The sequence below is a fragment of the Cardinium endosymbiont of Oedothorax gibbosus genome, assembly GCF_936981045.1.
Lineage (GTDB): Bacteria > Bacteroidota > Bacteroidia > Cytophagales > Amoebophilaceae > Cardinium.
In genome coordinates this window covers 887,482-908,680 of record NZ_OW441264.1, presented here as the reverse complement: position 1 = coordinate 908,680, position 21,199 = coordinate 887,482, and the positions used below count along the sequence as shown (strand labels likewise).

Below are 21,199 nucleotides of genomic sequence, written 5' to 3'. Positions count from 1 at the left end.
TAATAAACCAAAAAAATAATTTACACACTTAATTGGACAAAGCCTCTGAATCTGATATCCAACAACTTTCTTAAGATCAGGTGTATTACTTTATTTTGCCCCATTATTATAAGAACATTTATATTTTTAATGCATAGATTTGTGGTTCTTTGGCGTTTATTCTAAAAAATGATTATTTTAGTATCTGTAGTTAAAAAAGTAGTTATTATGTTTAATATTTCGCCCAAATTATTATCTTATTTTAAAGGCTATTGTTCTTCATCAGCAGTGATCCTGTTATTTGTATATATGATAATGTCGATTTTCTTTGAGCGATCGGGATTTAGAAGAAATGATGCGTATAATGAGGAGCCAAGGTCGATCACTCTACTTTACAGAGATGGGTTATTAAGTTTGTTCCTCTTATAGATGAAGCAGTAAGTAAAAGAAAACGGCCAGTTGGTGGTAGTTGGAGAATGGATGAAACCTATGTTAAACTAAACGGGAAGTGGATCTATTTATATAGAGCAGTAGATCGTTATGGTGATACAGTTGACTTTTTTCTATCTGAGCATAGAGACAAGTCTGCAGCTTTTTCTTTTTTTCGTAAGGTGATCACAGAAAATAATATTCCTAAGAAAGTAGTAATTGACAAAAGCGGTAGTAATAAAGCTGCCCTTGATGCGATCAATACAGATCTTGATCAAGATCATACCATTCAAATATTTCAAAACAAATACTTGAATAATAGAGTTGAACAAGATCATAGGTTTATCAAAAAACGGTTAAAACCTATGCTTAGTTTTAAGTGTTTTAAGGCTGCAGCCATTACCATTGCAGGGATAGAAAACATTCGTATGATTCAAAAAGGAAAAGTAATCGGAGCTAAAAATCATCTTTCTACTTTTGAGAATTTTGTTATGCTAATGGCCGAATAATACCCAATATATATCTAAAACTTCACTTAAAAGAAAAGACGTTACTAACGAAAATATAGAAGCGACAGAACCCAATGGCGTTATAAGACATAAATGTTATTGATTATTAGATGAAATTGACTGAACGGATATACTTGTTTTTAAATAAATCATAGTTATATGCAGCCAAATACAATAGCACTCAGGTTAGATATCGCTGAAGTGAATGTAATTATTAAAGCCTTGTCTGAAAGGCCTTTTCGGGAAGTGTATGAATTAATAGGTAAAATTCATGCACAATCTAATGCACAACTCAAACCAAATGGCACCCAGCTGCAATCTAATGAACCAGTAGATACGCATTATGTACATGATAAAGGTTAGTCATATATTTTAACTTCATTTACATTACTTTTTACATATGATAACCGATCAACTGTTGACAGCCATTATAGGTGCAGGTAAATGGCTAATCTATGACCAACAAAGACTATTGGAATTTAGTGTAGTAGTTGCATCGATTTTTGCCCATTTTTTAGAGGCACGCCAAAGTATTTGGAGCAAAATTTTGGCCTTTCCTATTGCTTTTACAAATATTTATGTCTATTCCGTTAGGCGACTCTATGGAAAAGTAACTTATAGTATCATTTTTATATTCTTCAATCTGTATGCCTATCTAAGATGGAAAGGAACGATATATCGAAAACCTGTAGAAGTGAGCAGAACATCCTATAAGATACTTTTGTTTATTGCTGGTATTAGTATGTTGGGGGGCATTGGTTGGAGCTTTATAGCAGGTAAATATTTTAATAACGCATTATCTATATCTATGTATGGGGATGCCTATTACTTTTCTTTTGGTTTTATGGACAAGTGGCTTATGGCACATAAAAAATTAGAAAGATGGGTGATCGCCCTTTTTCGCTATATAGCCTTCTCTCTGGCCTGTTATCAAACGGGAGCGATCATGCTGAGCATGCACTACCTTGTTCTATCATGTATAGGCGTTTATGGTCAAATAAAATGGTATGTATCCTACAAAGGAATGAAAGTATAAAACAGACCTTATAGCGCTATCATAGTTAGAATCATGAGAAATATGTGTGTAATTAAAGAAAAAAACAGTAAATTGGAAAAGTTAATGTTCGGTGCTTAAACCGTATTGGGTGGCCAGTAGGCTTTATCATCTTAGTTGATAAGCTATTTTAAACGTAAGCGAATAGAATCCCTTTAACCTGACCAAGATATAGGTAGGGAGGTTTTTCTATTCCAGGGTGGTATAATAAATATAACTTATGAAATCTTAGTAAAATGCCTTGTGGTAGGAAAAGAAAAAGACAAAAGGTAGCTACACATAAGCGTAAAAAACGTCTTAGGTTAAATAGACATAAAAAGAAAAATAGATAGCGCTTAAGTGTCAAAAAGCGTTATTATCTGCTTTGTGTAACTATTTAATTTAAATATGCTACTAATTGCTTTCTGGGTTTCTGTAAAAACGTAAACAAAATTAGCACGTGGGTAATGAATTAATCATTAATAGTACGGATAATAATTGTAGAATAGCACTGCTAAAAGATGGAAATCTTTTTGAATATCAGGTAGAAAAGGAAGAAAACAAGTTCAAAGTAGGTGATATTTATTTGGGGATTATTAAAAAAGTAGTGCCCAGTTTAAATGCAAGTTTTGTGGATGTAGGATACAAAAAAGATGCTTTTTTGCATTATTTGGATCTTGGTTCACAGTTCAATTCTCTAAAAAAGGCTATTCAACTGGTTAGGCATCAACAAGGTAATCTAACAAATCTAGCTGACTTTGTAGTTGAGCCGCCGATAGATAAGCTTGGTAAAGTTGGCGATCTATTGACAAAAGGGCAAGAAGTATTGGTTCAAATCGTAAAAGAGCCTATTTCAAGTAAGGGTCCCCGTATAGCTTCTGGGTTGACTTTACCTGGTCGTTACATGATACTAATACCCTTTGTAGACACGATTAGTATTTCCAAAAAAATTACAAATGCTGAAGAGCGAGATCGGCTACACCGCTTAATCGCTTCCATTAAGCCTAAAAACTTTGGCGTAATTGTACGCACCGTAGCAAAAGGAATCGATGTGGCTACATTAGATAGAGATCTCAGAGATCTTATTGATAAATGGAAAAGGGGGATAGAGCAACTGGTTACTGCATTACCTGGGGAAAAAATTATAGGAGAAGTAAATAGAGCCTATACTATTCTACGGGACATGCTCAATGAGTCTTTTGACAGTATTATTGTGGATGATCAGCTCCTTTATACCGAAATAAAGCAATACATACATACTATTGCACCTGACAAGGAGAAGATTCTTAAATTCCATCAAGGTAAGATCAAGCTCTTTGAGCAATTGGGTATAGAACGGCAGCTGAAAACGCTTTTTGGTCAAACGGTTGGTATAGAAGGGGGAGGTTATTTAGTGATTGAGCACACTGAAGCCATGCACGTCATTGATGTGAATAGTGGTAACAGAGCTGTAGACGAAGAGGGGCAAGGGAAAATGGCCTTAAATGTTAATTTGTCTGCTGCACAGGAAATTGCACGCCAGTTGCGTTTGCGCGATATGGGAGGGATTATAGTAGTGGACTTTATAGACATTAAGGGCATAGAAGACCGTAAGCTCCTTTATCAAAAAATGAAGGAGCTGATGAAAGAGGATCGTGCTAAGACTTCTATTTTACCATTGTCAAAGTTTAGCATCATGCAGATCACACGCCAGCGGGTGCGCCCAGAAATGAATGTAGTCACAAGGGAGCTTTGCCCATCTTGTAATGGCACAGGAAAGATCGATGCTTCTATATTGGTTTCAGAAAGAATTGAAGAAAACTTGCGGCTTGTTTTAATGAATCAGAATGAAAAGGGTATCAGACTTTTGGTTCATCCTTACCTCTATGCCTTTTTTACCAAAAATTTGATCTCAAAAAGGTTGAAATGGTTCCTAAAGTATGGTAGATGGGTTACATTAGTTGAAGATTCTTCAATGGCGATAACAGATTACAAACTTATCAACCGAAATCACGGGGAAATAGAACTCCATTAGTGCTTTTTTATAAGGTTCTGTCGCGTCTATATTTTCGTTAGTAACGTCTTCTCTTTTAAGTGAAGTTTTGGATATATATTGGGTATTATTCGGCTATTAGCATAACAAAATTCTCAATGGCTGCAGCCTTAAAACACTTAAAACTAAGCATAGGTTTTAGCCGTTTTTTGATAAACCTATGATCTTGTTCAACTCTATTATTCAAGTATTTGTTTTGAAATATTTGAATGGTATGATCTTGATCAAGTTCTGTATTGATCGCATCAAGGGCAGCTTTATTGGTTCTGTCGCGTCTATAGTTTTCTTAGTATAGGTTTTTCGTTTAAGTCAAATTTTGGATATTATGCGGCCATTAAGATAGCAAAGTTCTCAAAAATAGAAAGATGATTTTTAGCTCCTCTTACTTGTCCTTTTTGAATCATACGAATGTTTTCTATCCCTGAAATAGTAATGGAAGCAGAATAAAAATTCTTAAAACCCAGCATAGGTTTTATCCGTTTTTTGATAAACCTATGATCTTGTTCAACTCTATTATTCAAATATTTGTTTTGCAATATTTGAATGGTATGATCTTGATCAAGATCTGTATTGATCGCATCAAGGGCAGCTTTATTACTACCGCTTTTGTCAATTACTACTTTCTTAGGAATATTATTTTCTGTGATCGCCTTTCGAAAAAAAGAAAGCGTTGAAGACTTGTCTCTATGCTCAGATAGAAAAAAGTCAACTGTATCACCATAACGATCTACTGCTCTATATAAATAGATCCACTTCCCGTTTAGTTTAACATAGGTTTCATCCATTTTCCAACTACTACCAATTGGTCGTTTTCTTTTTCTTACTGCTTTATCTATCAGAGGAACAAACTTAATAACCCATCTCTGTAGCGTAGAATGATCAACTCTTGCGCCTCTCATACGCATCATCTCTTCCAAATCTCTATAGCTCAAGGAAAAACGACACTTCATGTATACAAATAACAGGATGACTTCTGATGAAGAACAATAACCTTTAAAATATGGTAATAACTCGGGAGAGATATTAAACATAATAACTACTTTTTTAAATACCGATACTAAAATAATCATTTTTTAGAATAAACGCGACAGAACCCTGAATAATACCCAATATATATCCAAAACTTCACTTAAAAAAAGCCTTTACTAACGAAAATATAGACGCGACAGAACCGAAGTAGCATACAACCTTTCTTTCTCCTTCCTTATGCAAATGGATACTGTTCTATGTTATTGACAAAAGATGCCAATTCCTTTGCCAAATACTTTAAAAATCCTCCCCCTATTGCCCCATCTATAATCCGGTGATCATAGGTATGGGATAAAAATAGCTCATCGCGAATCGCTATGGCCTCTTTTTCCTCAAAATAGACCACCGCAGGGCGTTTTTCAATAAGGCCTAAGGCAAGAATAGCTACTTGTGGTTGCACAATAATAGGTGTTCCCATAAGGTTACCAAAGCAACCGATATTAGAAATGGTATAGGTAGCACCGGTTAATGCATCTGGCATAATGGTACCACTACGTGCTTTATCGATTAAAGCATCGATCTGTTGTGCCAATGTAACCAAGCCAAGCTGCTCTACTTGCTGCACTACAGGCACCAATAGATTACCATCTGACAACGCTACAGCAAAACCTATATTAACATGCTTTCGTTTGATAATCCGATCGCCCACCACCACCGCATTGAGCAGGGGGAATCGTTGCAAGGCACGCGCAATCACTGCCATAAAAATAGGATTATACGTCAATTTAATCCCATATTTTTCTTCAAAAGTAGCCTTATGCTGATTTCTCCAGGTAACGAGTGCCGTTACATCAGCACGTATAAAGGAAGTAACATGAGGCGCAATTTTCTTAGATGCAACCATTCGATCTGCAATGAGTTTTCTAACACGATCCATTTGGACCACCTCATCTCCCTCTAGAGGGGTAATGGTTCCATGAAATAGATGGCGGTCAACAGTGTCGGTATGAATGGGTACGCGCTTGCTTAAATAATCCAAAATTGCTTCTTTAGTAACCCGATCATCCCTAGCACATCCAGCTAATCTGGCTAACTCATCTGCTGGAATAAGATGTTTTTGAGCCATATGTTTGGCCAAAGGGGTTAATTTTACTTTGCTAAAAGACTCTAAAGGAAAGGATTTAGCGTCTGAATGATGTGTTGGAATAGGAACCTGCCCAACAGGTTTTAAATCTACAAAAGATTGTGCACCGGCTGCAGATGATACAGCTACATTTTCTACTTCTAATAAAGCAATAGGCGCTCCAACAGGTACCACGGCTCCTTTTTCTACTAGTAATTTTTTAATCTTACCAGCGTGAGCAGCAGGAATTTCTGCATCAACTTTATCGGTGGAAACCTCCAACAAAGGCGCACCTTCTATAATCCCTTCTCCGTCTCTTACACACCAATGCAATACTATAGCTTCCATCACACTTTCACCCATCCTAGGTAAATAAAGCGTTATTAAGGGCATGTTAACTGTGCTTAAAAATTGAACGCTACCATTAGCCTGCTGGCCTACGACGGGTAGTAGATCTTTACGACATATCCTTTTTAGCCATTAAAGAAGATATATATTGAGCCAGCTGATTCCATTCTTTCCTAAATTGTTTTTGCTCTAGGCTATCAGGCAAGCTTTCTATATCCTGTTTTAATGTGTTTAATATTTCATGCATCTCCTTTAATGCGCTTTGGGAGATTTCATATCTTGTAATCTTTGGATAACCTCGTAATCTTTTTTCCACATGTGCGCACAATTCATGCGCCTTCGTGAAATTTATTTCACAAGGTACTCCACTAATGATCTGGCCACGGTCATCTATCTCTTTTTGTTTGCCGGTAATATACGACGATGCCTCCATCAGAGGCACCACCAACTCATCTCGTAAAATCAATACATCCTCCCCATGATCTGACTTACATGAAGCAAAAAAAAACTGAACAGGAACAGCAAAGTCCAGCATTTCATTAAATAAAACAGCCTTAAGATCATTACATGTAGTGCTTAAGCCAAAGAAAAAAAGTAGATATAAATTGGTAATTAACAGCTACCGACTGGATTAATGAGCCAACAAATTACTACATAATAAATGATCACACCCAATAGTTCTACAGTTGTATTAATCGCAGGATTGGCTGCTACTGCAGGATCTCCATTAAAATATTTAGCAGCTAATGGAAAAGTCGCTCCTATAAAAGCAGAAAAAATAACTTGTAACACAATACTCAATGCCACTACAAACATTACCTGGTAGTGCCTGTTGACTTCTGAATCCAGACTGGAGGTCAAGAATACTTTAATATAAGCAAGAAAAAATAAAATAGAAGCCAACATAATGGCAATCCTTAATTCCTTTAAAATAATCCTAGCCCAGTCAGACAGCGTGAGCTGGCCTCGATTCAATGCTTGCAGTACTACTGAAGCTACTTGACTGCCTACGTTGCCTCCAGTATCCGTAATCATACTCAAATAGAAAATCAAATTAAATGGCGTAAAAAAAGCACTTTTAGCATGTGTAAAAGCGTGGCCAACGATGCTGGCCATAAATACTACTACAATCCATTTAATTCTCTTTTTAAGATGTTGTAGACTGGAGACCTTTAGATAATCTGGTGCATCTTCTTCTGAAGTAATACCCATAAATTTATCCATATCCTCAACTTGCTCCACCCTGATAATATGTATGGCATCATCATAACTTACAATACCTACGATTTGTTCTTCTTGATTCAAAATAGGAATAGCTACCAAATCATATTGTTCAATTTTTTTAGCGACAACTTCTTGATCCTCATCTACCGTAGCATAGACAAAATTTGCATTGAGTATAGTCTCTATCTTCTCTTTAGGAGAACGGATCACTAAATCCTTTAAAGAAATAAAACCTACCAATTTCATCTTTTCATCTACTACATAGATGTAATAAAGCATCTTTTTAGAAGGTGCATCCTCACGGATTTTAGCGATAGCTTCTTCTACAGTCATTGAATTTAAAACAGTCGCAAAATCTGTATTCATGATACCGCCTGCCGTATCTGGTAAATAGGCATTGAGCATAATTACATCTTCCCGAACCTTTCTGTTTAAATAGGGTAACAAATGGGCATGTTCCTTATTGCTCAATCGTTGGTAAAAATCAACGCGCAAATCAGAAGGCATACAAGAAAAAATCTTGGCAAAGCTGCTTTTAGGAATAGCGTGGTAGATTTGCATCTGCAACGCATTATCATTCAATAAGGCAAATATTTCCCCTTGTCGTGGAATAGACAAGGTGCGAAATATTGCTATAACCAGCTCAAAAGATTGCTTTTCTAAAAACCTGGACACCTCTATAGGCGCTGCACGCTCCAAACAATAGGCCAACCGCTTCTCTTGCTGCTGGTTGAGCAAACGCATCCACTTAAAAAACTTATTTTCTCCTTTTAGTTTCATAATCGTAGTTTTTTGGTCTTATATGATACAACGATGCTTAACAAGCCTAGATGAGAAAATAGATTTGTAAAAACCCTAAAAGCACGCGCGCAACCAAAGGTTTTATATCATGAACAAAAAAGGTATGGCCCCCACGCTAAAACCCAGCTCCAACCTATCCTAACCACAAGTAGAGTCAACAAGAAGACTTAACGAAAGGTAAATTTAAGGGAATCTGAAGTAAATTACCAACAAAGTAGATCCAAATCTATATCCATTTTATATGGATAGAACCCACCATACCAATAGAACGGTTAATGGCTTCAACTGGTTCTGTCGCGTTTATTCTAAAAAATCATTATTTTAGTATCTGTAGTTAAAAAAGTAGTTATTATGTTTAATATTTCTCCCGAGTTATTACCATATTTTAAAGGTTATTGTTCTTCATCAGAAGTCATCCTGTTATTTGTATACGTGAAGTGTCGTTTTTTCTTGAGCTATAGAGATTTGGAAGAGATGATGCGTATGAGAGGCGCAAGAGTTGATCATTCTACGCTACAGAGATGGGTTATTAAGTTTGTTCCTCTGATAGATAAAGCAGTAAGAAAAAGAAAACGACCAGTTGGTAGTAGTTGGAGAATGGATGAAACCTATGTTAAACTAAACGGGAAGTGGATCTATTTATATAGAGCAGTAGATCGTTAGGTTCTGTCGCGTCTATAGTTTTCTTAGTATAGGTTTTTCGTTTAAGTCAAATTTTGGATATTATGCGGGGTTCTGTCGCGTCTATAGTTTTCTTAGTATAGGTTTTTCGTTTAAGTCAAATTTTGGATATTATGCGGCCATTAAGATAGCAAAGTTCTCAAAAGTAGAAAGATGATTTTTAGCTCCTCTTACTTGTCCTTTTTGAATCATACGAATGTTTTCTATCCCTGAAATAGTAATGGAAGCAGAATAAAAATTCTTAAAACCCAGCATAGGTTTTATCCGTTTTTTGATAAACCTATGATCTTGTTCAACTCTATTATTCAAATATTTGTTTTGAAATATTTGAATGGTATGATCTTGATCAAGATCTGTATTGATCGCATCAAGGGCAGCTTTATTACTACCGCTTTTGTCAATTACTACTTTCTTAGGAATATTATTTTCTGTGATCGCCTTGCGAAAAAAAGAAAGCGTTGAAGACTTGTCTCTATGATCAGATAGAAAAAAGTCAACTGTATCACCATAACGATCTACTGCTCTATATAAATAGATCCACTTCCCGTTTAGTTTAACATAGGTTTCATCCATTCTCCAACTACTACCAACTGGTCGTTTTCTTTTTCTTACTGCTTTATCTATCAGAGGAACAAACTTAATAACCCATCTCTGTAGCGTAGAATGATCAACTCTTGCGCCTCTCATACGCATCATCTCTTCCAAATCTCTATAGCTCAAGGAAAAACGACACTTCATGTATACAAATAACAGGATGACTTCTGATGAAGAACAATAACCTTTAAAATATGGTAATAACTCGGGAGAAATATTAAACATAATAACTACTTTTTTAAATACCGATACTAAAATAATCATTTTTTAGAATAAACGCGACAGAACCAAACTAATGATAGGCTTCCTGTAGAAAATTTGTGTAAACACTTCATGGGTAAAATGTTTGCCAATAAAGGTTACATAAGCAAAGATTTATTTAAAAAACTGATCGAGAAAGGCGTGGAACTCATTACCCAGATCAGAAAAAATATGAAAAATGCTTTTATGCCACTCTGGGATAAACTGATGCTTAGAAAACGATCTATAATTGAAACTATTATAGATCAGCTCAAAAATATTAGCCAGATAGAACATTCCAGGCATAGAAGCATACCTAATTTTTTAGTCAATTTGATAGCTGGAATTACAGCTTATGCACTAAAAGAGAAAAAACCTTCTATAACTAATATATATATGACTGGTTCACAATACGTCTAATCCCGAACTGAGGTTAGTAAACACTTCCTGATCAAGATCATACCATTCAAATATTTCAAAAAAAATACTTGAATAATAGAGTTGAACAAGATCATAGGTTTATCAAAAAACGGCTAAAACCTATGCTTAGTTTTAAGTGTTTTAAGTCTGCAGCCATTACCATTGCAGGGATAGAAAACATTCTTATAATTCAAAAAGGACAAGTAATCGGGGCTAAAAATCATCTTTCTACTTTTGAGAATTTTGTTATGCTAATGGCCGAATAATAACCAATATATATCCAAAACTTCACTTAAAAGAAAAGACGTTACTAACGAAAATATAGAAGCGACAGAACCGGAAAAGCATTTGCTTTACTCAGTAAGCCATTTATATATCATGATTTAGCAGTCACACAAGTGGAAGAAGTTACCCAACATAGTGGACAAGGAAGACCTAAAAAGGATACTAAACCTACTGTCATAGGTTATAAATTACGTACGCAACTAGTTACTAATGAGTCCAGAATAGCCCTATTGCGTTCCCAACAGGGGCGATTTATTTTAGCTACTAATCAACTAGATAACAATGCTTTAAGCGATCAGGAAATGCTGCAGGAGTATAAAGATCAGCACAAAACAGAATAAGCATTTCGATTTATTAAAGGTAATGCCTTTGAGGTATCCTCTGTCTTTCTAAAAAAAGAGAGTCGTATACAAGCCCTGATGATGATAACGCTATGTTTAATGGTCTGAGGCCGTTGCAATAGAAAACTAAGTTTTTATAAGATAGAGGTAATTATCGCCTAAAAGTTACTTTTAAGTATTAAAAATACATAAACAATAATATTTCTAGTCTAAAAACATTACAAATATGTCCGAATTATTATAGTAAAACCATGTAAAATTTTCTATTGCAATGGCCTCAGTATGTTACTATAGCGCTGATTGCAAGGCATTTATTAACTATATCTTACCAAAGCTTAAATATAGCGCTGATTGCAAGGCATTTATTAACTATATCTTACCAAAGCTTAAATATAGCGCTGATTGCAAGGCATTTATTAACTATATCTTACCAAAGCTTAAATCATGATTTTATTGCAGCAAGTTTTTCCCAGATGAAGTCTTTAAGGCGTACAATACCTTCTCCCGTACTAGCAGAAATAGGGCAGCATGTTATGCCTTTAGGTAAGTTTTGTAATAAAGTTTTACGTGTTGCTTGGTCTAGCAAGTCTATTTTTGAAACAACCAGTAGCCTGGGTTTGGCTAGCAATAAGGGATGATGTACTTCCAGTTCGCGCAGCAACATTTTATAATGCCTATTGATATCATTAGATTCTACGCTAACCATAAATAGTAAGACTGCATTGCGTTCAATATGGCGTAGAAAACGTGTACCTAAACCCTTTCCAGCTGCTGCGCCCTCTATAATCCCTGGAATATCTGCCATTACAAAAGAATGGTGCGCTCGATAGGCTACTACACCAAGGTTGGGTACTAAAGTAGTAAACGGATAGCTGTCAATGCGGGGCTTAGCCGCTGATACAACCGAAAGCAGCGTAGATTTACCTGCATTCGGTAGTCCTACAAGGCCTACATCAGCCAATAATTTTAATTCCAATACCATCCAACCCTCCATTCCAGCTTCTCCTGGATAAGCAATACGAGGTGTTTGATGGGTAGGGGTTTTAAAGTGGGTATTGCCCCAACCACCTTTCCCTCCTTGCATTAAGATATATTTTTTTTTGTCCTCCAATACCTCTACCAATACCTCGTCATGATCTGCTCTTTTGGCTACTGTGCCTAATGGCACATCTATAATCACATCCTTTCCACTGGCGCCTGTTTTGCAGCTATCACCACCGGGTTTCCCATTGGTTGCAATGATATGTTTTCGGTATTTGAGATGGAGTAAAGTTCCATACTGTTTGACACCACGTAAAATAATATGGCCCCCTTGGCCACCATCTCCTCCATCTGGTCCTCCTTTTGGAACAAACTTGGCACGTACGAAATGGATGCGTCCAGCTCCTCCTTTTCCAGCGCGTAGGTAAAGCTTAACGTGATCAATAAAGTTGGGTAGTGACATGGTCATTATGATCTTAGTCCATCGATAATGGTTTCAATCGCTTTTATTACCTCATCCACATTTTGTGTGCCATCTACACTATGTAATTCCCCTTGGGCTTTATAATAGTTCACAATAGGTAGCGTCTCTTGTTCATATATGTGCATACGTGTTTTGATTTTGTTATCATCCTGGTCATCAGGCCTTTCTTCAATGATTGCACGATTTTTAAGACGTTTTAGTAAGATCTCACTGGGTACATCTAAAAAAATCACGCCATCTGTTTTAGCATGGAATTGTTTTAAAAAATTCTCTAAGAAGGTTACCTGTGCAAGGGTTCTAGGAAAACCGTCAAATAAAAAAGATGTATTGGAAGGTTGTGCTTGCACCAATTGCGTTACCAACTCAAAGGATAGATGATCTGGTACCAATTGACCACTGTTTATGTATCCTTCAATTAATGCTTTATTGGCCCCATTTTCTGCCATTTGTTGGCGCAATAAAGCACCCAAAGCAATCGGTATAAAGCCATATTTTTGAACCATTCGTTCAGATTGTGTGCCTTTTCCCGACCCAGGAGGTCCCACTAGAATAATATTAAACATAAATGAAAATGATTTTTTAAAAAGCTAAAAATTAATATACAATTAAGAAAATTGGTTACTGGTGCTTAAAATTTGTACTTAAAAGACTTTTAACGGGTAAGTTAAAGCATATCCATCTGGCTCCACTAGCCAAAAACAAGAAAAAAGCAAGATGCAAATTCCTTTATAGGTTAACTAGCTACTGCACATTAAGCATTCTTCTTCTCCTTCACCCGGAAAATGTGTTTCAACTTTTTCTCTCTTTTGTATGGTAAACTTAATAGCATCTGCTGCAGGCTTGGTACGTAAGTAATACATGCCTGTTTTCAGTTCTTTTTTCCAAGCATAAAAATGCATAGAAGTTAATTTAGCGATAGTCGCATCCTTCACATAAAGATTTAAGCTTTGGCTTTGACAGATATAGGGAGCTCGGTCTGCTGCCATATCGATAATAGACTTTTGAGGAATCTCCCAAACCGTTCTATACAGGTTTTTAATGTATTGCGGAATACATTCAATCTGCTGAATGGAGCCATTGCCCATCATCAGCTCCTCTTTCACCCGTTCATTCCAAAGGCCAAGCTCGATGAGATCCTCTAGTAGGTATTTGTTTACCACAATAAACTCTCCAGAAAGCACCCTTCGGGTATAAATATTGGCGGTATAGGGTTCAAAGCATTCGTTATTCCCCAGTATTTGGGAAGTAGAGGCTGTGGGCATTGGCGCAACCAATAGTGCGTTTCTTATACCATATTGACCTATTTCTTTACGTAAATGATCCCAATCCCATCTTCCGGAGGCAGGGGTTACGCTCCACATATCAAATTGAAGAATACCTTGAGAAATGGGGGATCCAGGGTAGCTTTCATATACCCCCTCTTCTCGTGCCAAATCTTTAGAAGCCGTTAATGCTGTAAAGTAAATGGTCTCAAAAATTTCCTGGTTGAGTAATCGCGCTTCTGGACTGTCAAAAACAAGTTTCATTTTAAGAAAGGCATCTGCTAATCCCTGTACCCCAATACCAATGGGTCTGTGCCTTAAGTTAGAAGTACGTGCTTCAGGTAAAGGATAGTAATTCCGATCGATCACTTTGTTAAGGTTTTTAGTGATCAAGTAGGTTACCGAATATAATTTAGTATGATCGAAAGATCGATCCCCATCTACAAACATCGGCAGTGCAATAGAAGCAAGGTTGCAAACCGCAATTTCATCGGGTGAAGCATATTCTATAATCTCTGTACAGAGGTTACTGGACTTTATAGTGCCCAAGTTTTTTTGATTAGACTTTTGGTTGGCTGCATCTTTATAGAGCATATAAGGGGTGCCTGTTTCTATTTGAGACTCCAGAATTGCAAACCAAAGCGTTTGTGCTCTAATAGAGGTACGTGCCTTGCCTTCTTGTTCATACTGTTTGTATTTTTGTTCAAATGCTGCTCCATAGCAGTCCGAGAGGCCTGGTGCTTCGTTGGGACAAAAGAGTGACCACATCTCATCTTCCTCTACACGTTGCATAAATAAATCTGGGATCCACAATCCATAGAAAAGATCCCTGGCTCTTCTTTCTTCTTTTCCATGATTTTTCTTCAACTCTAAAAAATCAAAGATATCCGCATGCCAAGGTTCTAGATAGATGGCAAAACTACCTTTGCGTTTACCCCCTCCTTGATCTACGTAGCGGGCCGTCATATCAAAGTTCCGCAACATAGGCACAATCCCATTAGAGATACCATTGGTCCCTCGAATATAAGAACCTGTGGCACGTATATTGTGAATGCTTAATCCAATGCCTCCAGCATGTTGTGATATTTTTGCACATTGTGTAAGGGTATTGTAAATGCCTTCAATGCTATCGTTTTGCATCGTTAATAAAAAACAGGAAGAAAGCTGTGAGTTAGGTGTGCCTGCATTAAAAAGCGTAGGGGTGGCATGGATAAACCACTTTTCAGACATGAGCTGGTAGGTTTCAAGTACAGCGTCCAGATCATCACCATGAATGCCTACTGCTACACGCATCAACATGTACTGAGGACGTTCCACAACCTTTCCATTTATTTTAAGCAGATAAGAACGTTCTAATGTTTTAAAGCCAAAAAAATCGTAGGTAAAATCACGTTCATGTACAATGGAATTGTCTAAAATTGCGGCATGGCTGGCAATAATTTTATAAATGTCCTGGGCTATAAGGGCAGCGTTCTGACCAGTTGAAGGATTTACATAGGTATAGAGCCTTTTTATAGTACTAGAAAAAGATTTACTTGTTTCTTTATGCAGATTGGAAATCGCTATGCGAGCAGCTAGGATGGCATAATCTGGATGGTACACAGCCATCGTTGCCACTGTTTCTGCCGCCAAGTTATCTATAGCTGAGGTAGTTACCCGATCATAAATCCCTTCAATAATCTTTTTAACAATAACAATAACATCGATGTAATCCCTATTTAACCCATAACAGAGTTTCTCTATTCTAGCAGTTATTTTATCGAATTTAACGGATTCTAAACGTCCATCTCGTTTTACAACTAACATCTACTTTTTATAAATTTTTGATTATTAATCGAATGATAAGCGGTGCTGTGTTAAGTTTGTTACTACTGAACTGCCTATATTGTACCTAACAGTGGTACTAGCTAATGGTTTGATCATACCTAATCCAACCCCCATGTGTTAACGACATAGGGTTGCAATCAGCTATCTGTTCAGCCAAAAGTTGATGCCATTACCTGATAAGACTTTTCTTTTTTTGGTACATGCTCAGTTTTTTTAAATCCTAAACGAATAGGTATGCTTTGACTCTTAGTATTTTTTATCGCACATCTAATAAAATGTCCTTTTAAATCTAATTGGTTGAAACCAATATCAATAAGTTTGGAACAAGCGCGTGTCACTAGGCCTAAGCCTTGAAATGCTTCCCCTATCAAATAACCAATTTCACCTTTACCATCCGATAGATCAATCGTATTAAAACTTATCATTCCAGAAATTTTTCCCTTGTAAAATATGCCAAATGTAAGTCCACTATTTTTGAGAAGGCCATGATTGGCACTAGTGATAAAATTTAAAGTATCACTTTGACTAATGCATGAATCTACCCAAGGTAACCATCTGTTCAAGTATGATCTATTTTGATCTGTTAAGGCGAATAACACTTCTGTATGAGATTTATTTAACTGCTTCATCATTAAATCTCTATTTAACGCGACTGATTTAGGAACCTTTGACAAGTTTTTAATGCCATTCATTATAATGAACATATAGATTGTATAAAGCTTTTTAACTGATTATTACTTCATATTAGTACCATCAAAAGTGTCACTCAGGTTGGAAGGTTAATATATTTATATACTTGATTATCAGGCGTAAGAATATTCTAACACTAAACGCAAGTTGCGCATAAAGTGATGCATTGCGCATTCATGTTACTGGTTGGTCCTATTACGAAAAATATGCCCCTAAAACTCCTCATCTAGTTTAAATCGCGCTTTTTCTTTGTCTTCAGAGATGCTGCTCATGACCCCTGATTTTTGGTATTCGCCTACCCTTTTTTCAAAGAAATTGGTTTTACCCTGCAAGGCAATCATTTCCATAAAATCAAATGGGTTGGTTACATGATAGATTTTTTTGCATCCTAATTCTAATAGTAGTCTATCGGCAACAAACTGAATATATTGGGTCATCAACGTTGCATTCATACCAATCAGTTTAACCGGCAATGCATCGGATACAAATTCACTTTCAATTGCTACTGCATCAGCTATAATTTGGGCAACCCGTTCCTCTGGGAGTTTATGTTTGATATGTTGGTTATACAGCAAACAAGCAAAATCACAGTGTAGCCCTTCATCTCTGGAAATGAGTTCATTAGAAAAGGTTAGTCCTGGCATTAATCCTCTTTTTTTAAGCCAAAAAATAGCACAGAAACTACCAGAAAAGAAGATCCCTTCTACCGCTGCAAAGGAAATTAATCGCTCTGTAAACGAACCTTTGTTAATCCAACGCAGCGCCCAATCTGCTTTTTTGCCTACCCACTCAATGGTTTCAATGGCGTTGAATAACCTATGGCGTTCTTTAGGATCTTTGACATAGGTATCGATCAGTAAAGAGTAGGCTTCAGAATGGATGTTTTCAATAGCAATCTGGAATCCGTAAAAAAACTTGGCCTCTGTATACTGTACTTCATTGGAAAAATTTTGAACCAAATTTTCATTTACAATACCATCGCTGGCAGCAAAAAAAGCAAGCACATGGGTAATAAAATGCTTTTCACCAGATGTTAAGTTTTCCCAGTCTTTTATATCTTGACTAAGATCGATCTCTTCCGCGGTCCAAAAACTGGCCTCTGCTTGCTTATAAAAGCTCCAGATATCGTGATGCTCAATAGGAAATAAAACAAATCTATTTTTATTCTCTTGCAAAAGAGGTTCATCTGCATAAGTATGGTTGCTCATTTGATTTTTTCGTTTTACGAGTTGGTAAGTGGCATATAATTTAAGGCTATAATTAAGGCCATAAACTGATGTGTACAACAAACTTAGCTAAATGCAACCAAAGGTTCAACACTACCCACCTGAGTTCGGGATTAGATTATTTTTTCATTTGATAATCAATATCAATGAAAATTTATAAAATTTATTTTATAGACAATTAAATAGGTAGTTTAATAACAAATAATTCTGGTAATCAGTTTATTATATATATTATATTTATAAAATTAGGTATAAAAACTTGTTAAATAGGTGCAAATATTAACTAAATAATTGATATTAAATTGTTGTAAATCAGTCAAATAAATCCCGAACTCACGTTACCCATAATTTCTAATGCGGTTTACCCCAATTGCATCAAATTCATTTAATTGAAAACTAAATAAATAATCTAATCTGAATGCCTGAATCTGGCCTTAGCACCTGCTTTATAACCTAAGTTCGGGATTAGCTTGTTAAAAAATAGCTTTAAAAAGCTCCTTTGTGTTTTAAATTTGGAGATAAAAAAATACTAACCAGATTACCCAAAGGAGCTAGTTATGAATGTAGAAAAATTAGTTGAAATATATTATGCTGTTGATGAATTTCTCATAAAGTTTATGCCGTATATGGAAAAACAACTGTTAACCAACTCTAAAAGAAAACCCACTAGAACTTGTTCATTAACTTTGAGTGAAATAATGACTGTTCTTATTGCCTTTCATGTGATTGGTTTTAGAAATTTTAAGTCTTATTATATTCATTTACAGCAATTTTATTCTAGTAAATTTGGAAAATTAGTAAGCTAGAATAGATTTATAGAACTGATCCAAAGAACGTTAGTTCCCTTGTACTGTTTTACACAAAGTTTTTCTAAAACAAAAACAGGTTGTTATTTTATGGATGCAACAGCCATCAAGGTTTGCCATATCAAAAGAGCCTATACGCACAGGGTTTTTAAATCGATTGCTACTAAAGGTAAAACCAGCACCGGTTGGTTTTTTGGATTAAAGTTGCACTTGATAGTCAATGATTTAGGAGAAATTATGAATTTTCAACTGACCACAGGTAAAACTAATGATAGGCTTCCTGTAGAAAATTTGTGTAAACACTTGATGGGTAAAATGTTTGCCGATAAAGGTTACATAAGCAAAGATTTATTTGAAAAACTGATCGAGAAAGGCGTGGAACTCATTATCCAGATCAGAAAAAATATGAAAAATGCTTTTATGCCACTCTGGGATAAACTGATGCTTAGAAAACGATCTATAATTGAAACTATTATAGATCAGCTCAAAAATATTAGCCAGATAGAACATTCCAGGCATAGAAGCATACCTAATTTTCTAGTCAATTTGATAGCTGGAATTACAGCTTATGCACTAAAAGAGAAAAAACCTTCTATAACTAATATATATATGACTGGTTCACAATACGTCTAATCCCGAACTGGGGTTAGTATTATTTTTTTGATTTTTAGTGTTATGGGTCTAAATATTCTTATTATTTATTGGTTTTCAGGTTTATTTCAGTTCATTTTTGATAGACCATTCGCCTAAACACCTTTTAATATGCTATTTGGCGACCTGTATAAGTTATAGGCTATTGCTTCCAAAACGTGTTGTGTATGGGTTTTAGAAAGACTATACTGGACTGATTTATTCGGACATTTTTTTCTTAATTTTATTTTCTATTTTTTCCCATTTGCTAGTCTACCAATTTTACATGGTTAAGATGGACGTTCATAGGTTTTTGATAGTTAATACTAGAATGAAACCTTTGGTAATTGTATTTAGTAATGTACCTGTTAATTCCCTCTTTTAACACTTTAATATTTTTAAAATCATTGATAAATATGGAATTATATTTTAGGGTTGTAAAAAATCTTTCCATTACAATATTATCAATGCTTCTACCTCTGCCATTCATAGAAATTTGAATATTATGCCTTTTTAATAAGTCTGTATGCTTATGACTAGTATATTGACTGCCTTGATCACTATTAAAGCATTCTGGTGGAGGATATTTACTCAGTGCCTCTTGCAAGGTATCTATTACAAGCGTTGTATCCATAGTATTGGATACCTTATAACTCAATATGGCTTTACTGTGCCAATCTATAATAGCTGAGAGGTAGATAAACCCAATACTGGTGCGAATATAAGTAATATCCCCACTCCAAACTTGATTCGGTTTAGGTACATGCACCTGCTTTGTTGTACCAGCGTTGACCCAATATTTATCCAACAAGTAACTATATACGAACTATGTTAAAAAACAAATCTGATCGTAGAAATTTTTATAATTATTTGGTTCATTAATCTCAAACAAGAGCGCTTTAAGATGCTCCTAAAAGTCTTCTCTTAACTGCTAAGAAGTTACTTTCAGCTTAGAAAGGTACCCATCAATATAGCAAGTATGGTCCCTAAGAATAGCAAACACTTGTCTAATCACGTGAGTTCGGGATTTATTTGACTGATTTACAACAATTTAATATCAATTACTTAGTTAATATTTGCACTTATTTAACAAGTTTTTATATCTAATTTTATAAATATAACATATATAATAAACTGATTACCAGAATTATTTGTTATTCAACTACCTATTTAATTGTCTAATAAAACAAATTTTATAAATTTTCATTGATAGTGATTATCAAATGAAAAAATAATCTAATCCCGAACTCACGTTTATTAAACCGTATAGCAGACCAAGAAGCCATATAGAGCAAAGAACGCAGCTGGGAGTTCCCATGACGGTTGATATGCCCCTTCTTCCTTATGGAAGAGCCTGAATGCTCATAACTAGGAGCTAAGCCAATGAACTTAGAAAACTGTTTAGCCCTTTGAAAATGTTCCCCCCCTCCAGTGGAAACAATAAGCTGCAGAGCGGTTCTATCTCCAATGCCCTTAATAGAACTAATGCGCTTATAGAGCTCATTATAGCTCTCCTGGGTGATAGAAAGCATTTGTTGCTCCAGAAGCTCTATCTGTTCTTCCAGGCAGGCTATAGTTTCCTTGAGTGTTCTTAAGGCGAAGTCATCTGCTTGAGGCAACACATTAAAAGACTCTAGCAGATTATAGAACATAGTAACGTGAGTTCGGGATTAGATTATTTTTTCATTTGATAATCAATATTAATAAAAATTTATAAAATTTGTTTTATAGACAGTTAAATAGGTAGTTGAATAACAAATAATTCTGATAATCATTTTATTATATATATTATATTTATAAAATTAGATATAAAAACTTGTTAAATAGGTGCAAATATTAACTAAATAATTGATATTAAATTGTTGTAAATCAGTCAAATAAATCCCGAACTCACGTTAGTAAGTTGTTTTTTTAGCTGAACAAGAAGCGTTTTTTGTTGATTTAACCCTTGTATATTTTGGGGAAGCATTCTGTAAGGGGCAGGTTGCATCTTTTCTCCATCAAGGGCAATAAGTTGGGCATCTACCTTATCGGTTTTGGTTATAACTAGCATCATCCGAGCAAAATGTTTGGTTTGCTTGGGATTGACCATCGACACAACTATTTCATGCTCTGTAAGTATCTGCAGTAATAAAGCGACATAGTTGCCTGTGGCTTCTAAGACACAGTGATGCGTTGTTTTATCAAGTTGAGCTAAAAAGGTTTCAATTCCTTTGGGATCATTCTTAGGTTCTGTCGCGTTTATTCTAAAAAATCATTATTTTAGTATCTGTAGTTAAAAAAGT

15 protein-coding genes and 8 pseudogenes are annotated in these 21,199 nt (G+C 35.6%); 9 read left to right on the top strand and 14 right to left on the bottom strand.

The genetic code is table 11. The features are described 5' to 3' along the window. The first annotated feature begins 207 nt into the window (after positions 1–207). From NBW36_RS04265 to NBW36_RS04250, 4 genes and pseudogenes are all read left to right on the top strand, one after another. A pseudogene (locus tag NBW36_RS04265) lies at positions 208–917 on the top strand (IS6 family transposase). Positions 918–1,076: 159 nt separating this feature from the next. Beyond that, the gene (locus tag NBW36_RS04260) at positions 1,077–1,280 is read left to right on the top strand and encodes a hypothetical protein (protein WP_250238013.1); all 204 of its coding nucleotides are present in this window, start codon (positions 1,077–1,079) and stop codon (positions 1,278–1,280) included. Positions 1,281–1,317: 37 nt separating this feature from the next. After that, the gene (locus NBW36_RS04255) at positions 1,318–1,953 is read left to right on the top strand and encodes a nicotinamide mononucleotide transporter family protein (protein WP_250238011.1); all 636 of its coding nucleotides are present in this window, start codon (positions 1,318–1,320) and stop codon (positions 1,951–1,953) included. Positions 1,954–2,410: 457 nt separating this feature from the next. After that, on the top strand, positions 2,411–3,964 hold the full coding sequence (locus tag NBW36_RS04250) for an Rne/Rng family ribonuclease (protein WP_250238009.1): 1,554 nt from the start codon (positions 2,411–2,413) through the stop codon (positions 3,962–3,964). Between the two features lie 115 nt (positions 3,965–4,079). Here NBW36_RS04250 and NBW36_RS04245 read toward each other — a convergent pair. From NBW36_RS04245 to mgtE, 5 genes and pseudogenes are all read right to left on the bottom strand, one after another. Continuing rightward, positions 4,080–4,247: pseudogene (locus tag NBW36_RS04245) on the bottom strand (DDE-type integrase/transposase/recombinase); the annotation flags it as partial. A 58-nt stretch (positions 4,248–4,305) separates the two neighbouring features. Next, on the bottom strand, positions 4,306–5,013 hold the full coding sequence (locus NBW36_RS04240) for an IS6 family transposase (RefSeq protein WP_250239140.1): 708 nt from the start codon (positions 5,011–5,013) through the stop codon (positions 4,306–4,308). 173 nt (positions 5,014–5,186) lie between these two features. Continuing rightward, entirely contained in the window at positions 5,187–6,437 is a 1,251-nt protein-coding gene (locus NBW36_RS04235; RefSeq protein ID WP_439099488.1) for a dihydrolipoamide acetyltransferase family protein, read from the bottom strand. 94 nt (positions 6,438–6,531) lie between these two features. Continuing rightward, positions 6,532–6,957: a hypothetical protein gene (locus NBW36_RS04230; protein WP_250238008.1), complete on the bottom strand. Its 426-nt coding sequence runs from the start codon at positions 6,955–6,957 to the stop codon at positions 6,532–6,534. A 77-nt stretch (positions 6,958–7,034) separates the two neighbouring features. After that, positions 7,035–8,426 carry a magnesium transporter gene (gene mgtE, locus NBW36_RS04225; RefSeq protein ID WP_250238007.1) on the bottom strand — a complete coding sequence of 464 codons (1,392 nt, stop codon included), beginning with the start codon at positions 8,424–8,426 and terminating at the stop codon, positions 7,035–7,037. A 372-nt stretch (positions 8,427–8,798) separates the two neighbouring features. Here mgtE and NBW36_RS04220 point away from each other — a divergent pair. Beyond that, a pseudogene (locus NBW36_RS04220) lies at positions 8,799–9,107 on the top strand (IS6 family transposase); the annotation flags it as partial. Between the two features lie 132 nt (positions 9,108–9,239). Here NBW36_RS04220 and NBW36_RS04215 read toward each other — a convergent pair. Continuing rightward, on the bottom strand, positions 9,240–9,947 hold the full coding sequence (locus NBW36_RS04215) for an IS6 family transposase (protein WP_250239133.1): 708 nt from the start codon (positions 9,945–9,947) through the stop codon (positions 9,240–9,242). Between the two features lie 63 nt (positions 9,948–10,010). Here NBW36_RS04215 and NBW36_RS04210 point away from each other — a divergent pair. The 3 pseudogenes from NBW36_RS04210 to NBW36_RS04200 form a co-directional block, all read left to right on the top strand. Beyond that, positions 10,011–10,382: pseudogene (locus NBW36_RS04210) on the top strand (transposase); the annotation flags it as partial. Positions 10,383–10,411: 29 nt separating this feature from the next. Continuing rightward, positions 10,412–10,648: pseudogene (locus NBW36_RS04205) on the top strand (DDE-type integrase/transposase/recombinase); the annotation flags it as partial. A gap of 75 nt (positions 10,649–10,723) precedes the next feature. After that, positions 10,724–11,113, top strand: a pseudogene (locus NBW36_RS04200) (IS1634-like element ISCca6 family transposase); the annotation flags it as partial. A gap of 337 nt (positions 11,114–11,450) precedes the next feature. On the opposite strand, the gene obgE reads toward NBW36_RS04200, so the two are convergent. The 5 genes from obgE to NBW36_RS04175 form a co-directional block, all read right to left on the bottom strand. Further along, positions 11,451–12,452, bottom strand: a complete 1,002-nt coding sequence (gene obgE, locus NBW36_RS04195; RefSeq protein ID WP_250239138.1) for a GTPase ObgE — start codon at positions 12,450–12,452, stop codon at positions 11,451–11,453. A gap of 5 nt (positions 12,453–12,457) precedes the next feature. Beyond that, a complete protein-coding gene (locus NBW36_RS04190) occupies positions 12,458–13,036 on the bottom strand; it encodes an adenylate kinase (RefSeq protein ID WP_250238006.1) in 579 nt (192 codons plus the stop codon). Between the two features lie 174 nt (positions 13,037–13,210). After that, positions 13,211–15,541: a ribonucleoside-diphosphate reductase subunit alpha gene (locus NBW36_RS04185; RefSeq protein WP_250238005.1), complete on the bottom strand. Its 2,331-nt coding sequence runs from the start codon at positions 15,539–15,541 to the stop codon at positions 13,211–13,213. Positions 15,542–15,711: 170 nt separating this feature from the next. Continuing rightward, complete coding sequence (locus NBW36_RS04180; protein WP_250238004.1) at positions 15,712–16,254, bottom strand: GNAT family N-acetyltransferase; 543 nt, start codon at positions 16,252–16,254, stop codon at positions 15,712–15,714. Between the two features lie 210 nt (positions 16,255–16,464). Beyond that, positions 16,465–17,460, bottom strand: a complete 996-nt coding sequence (locus NBW36_RS04175; RefSeq protein ID WP_250237977.1) for a ribonucleotide-diphosphate reductase subunit beta — start codon at positions 17,458–17,460, stop codon at positions 16,465–16,467. 575 nt (positions 17,461–18,035) lie between these two features. Between NBW36_RS04175 and NBW36_RS04170 the strand changes: the two are divergent. After that, a pseudogene (locus NBW36_RS04170) lies at positions 18,036–18,917 on the top strand (IS982 family transposase). Positions 18,918–19,182: 265 nt separating this feature from the next. Here NBW36_RS04170 and NBW36_RS04165 read toward each other — a convergent pair. The 3 genes and pseudogenes from NBW36_RS04165 to NBW36_RS04155 all read right to left on the bottom strand — a co-directional run. Beyond that, positions 19,183–19,737, bottom strand: a pseudogene (locus NBW36_RS04165) (IS3 family transposase); the annotation flags it as partial. A 370-nt stretch (positions 19,738–20,107) separates the two neighbouring features. After that, positions 20,108–20,566: a transposase gene (locus tag NBW36_RS04160; RefSeq protein ID WP_250237975.1), complete on the bottom strand. Its 459-nt coding sequence runs from the start codon at positions 20,564–20,566 to the stop codon at positions 20,108–20,110. A gap of 221 nt (positions 20,567–20,787) precedes the next feature. Further along, positions 20,788–21,159 carry an IS110 family transposase gene (locus tag NBW36_RS04155; protein WP_256465611.1) on the bottom strand — a complete coding sequence of 124 codons (372 nt, stop codon included), beginning with the start codon at positions 21,157–21,159 and terminating at the stop codon, positions 20,788–20,790. Between the last annotated feature and the right edge of the window lie 40 nt (positions 21,160–21,199).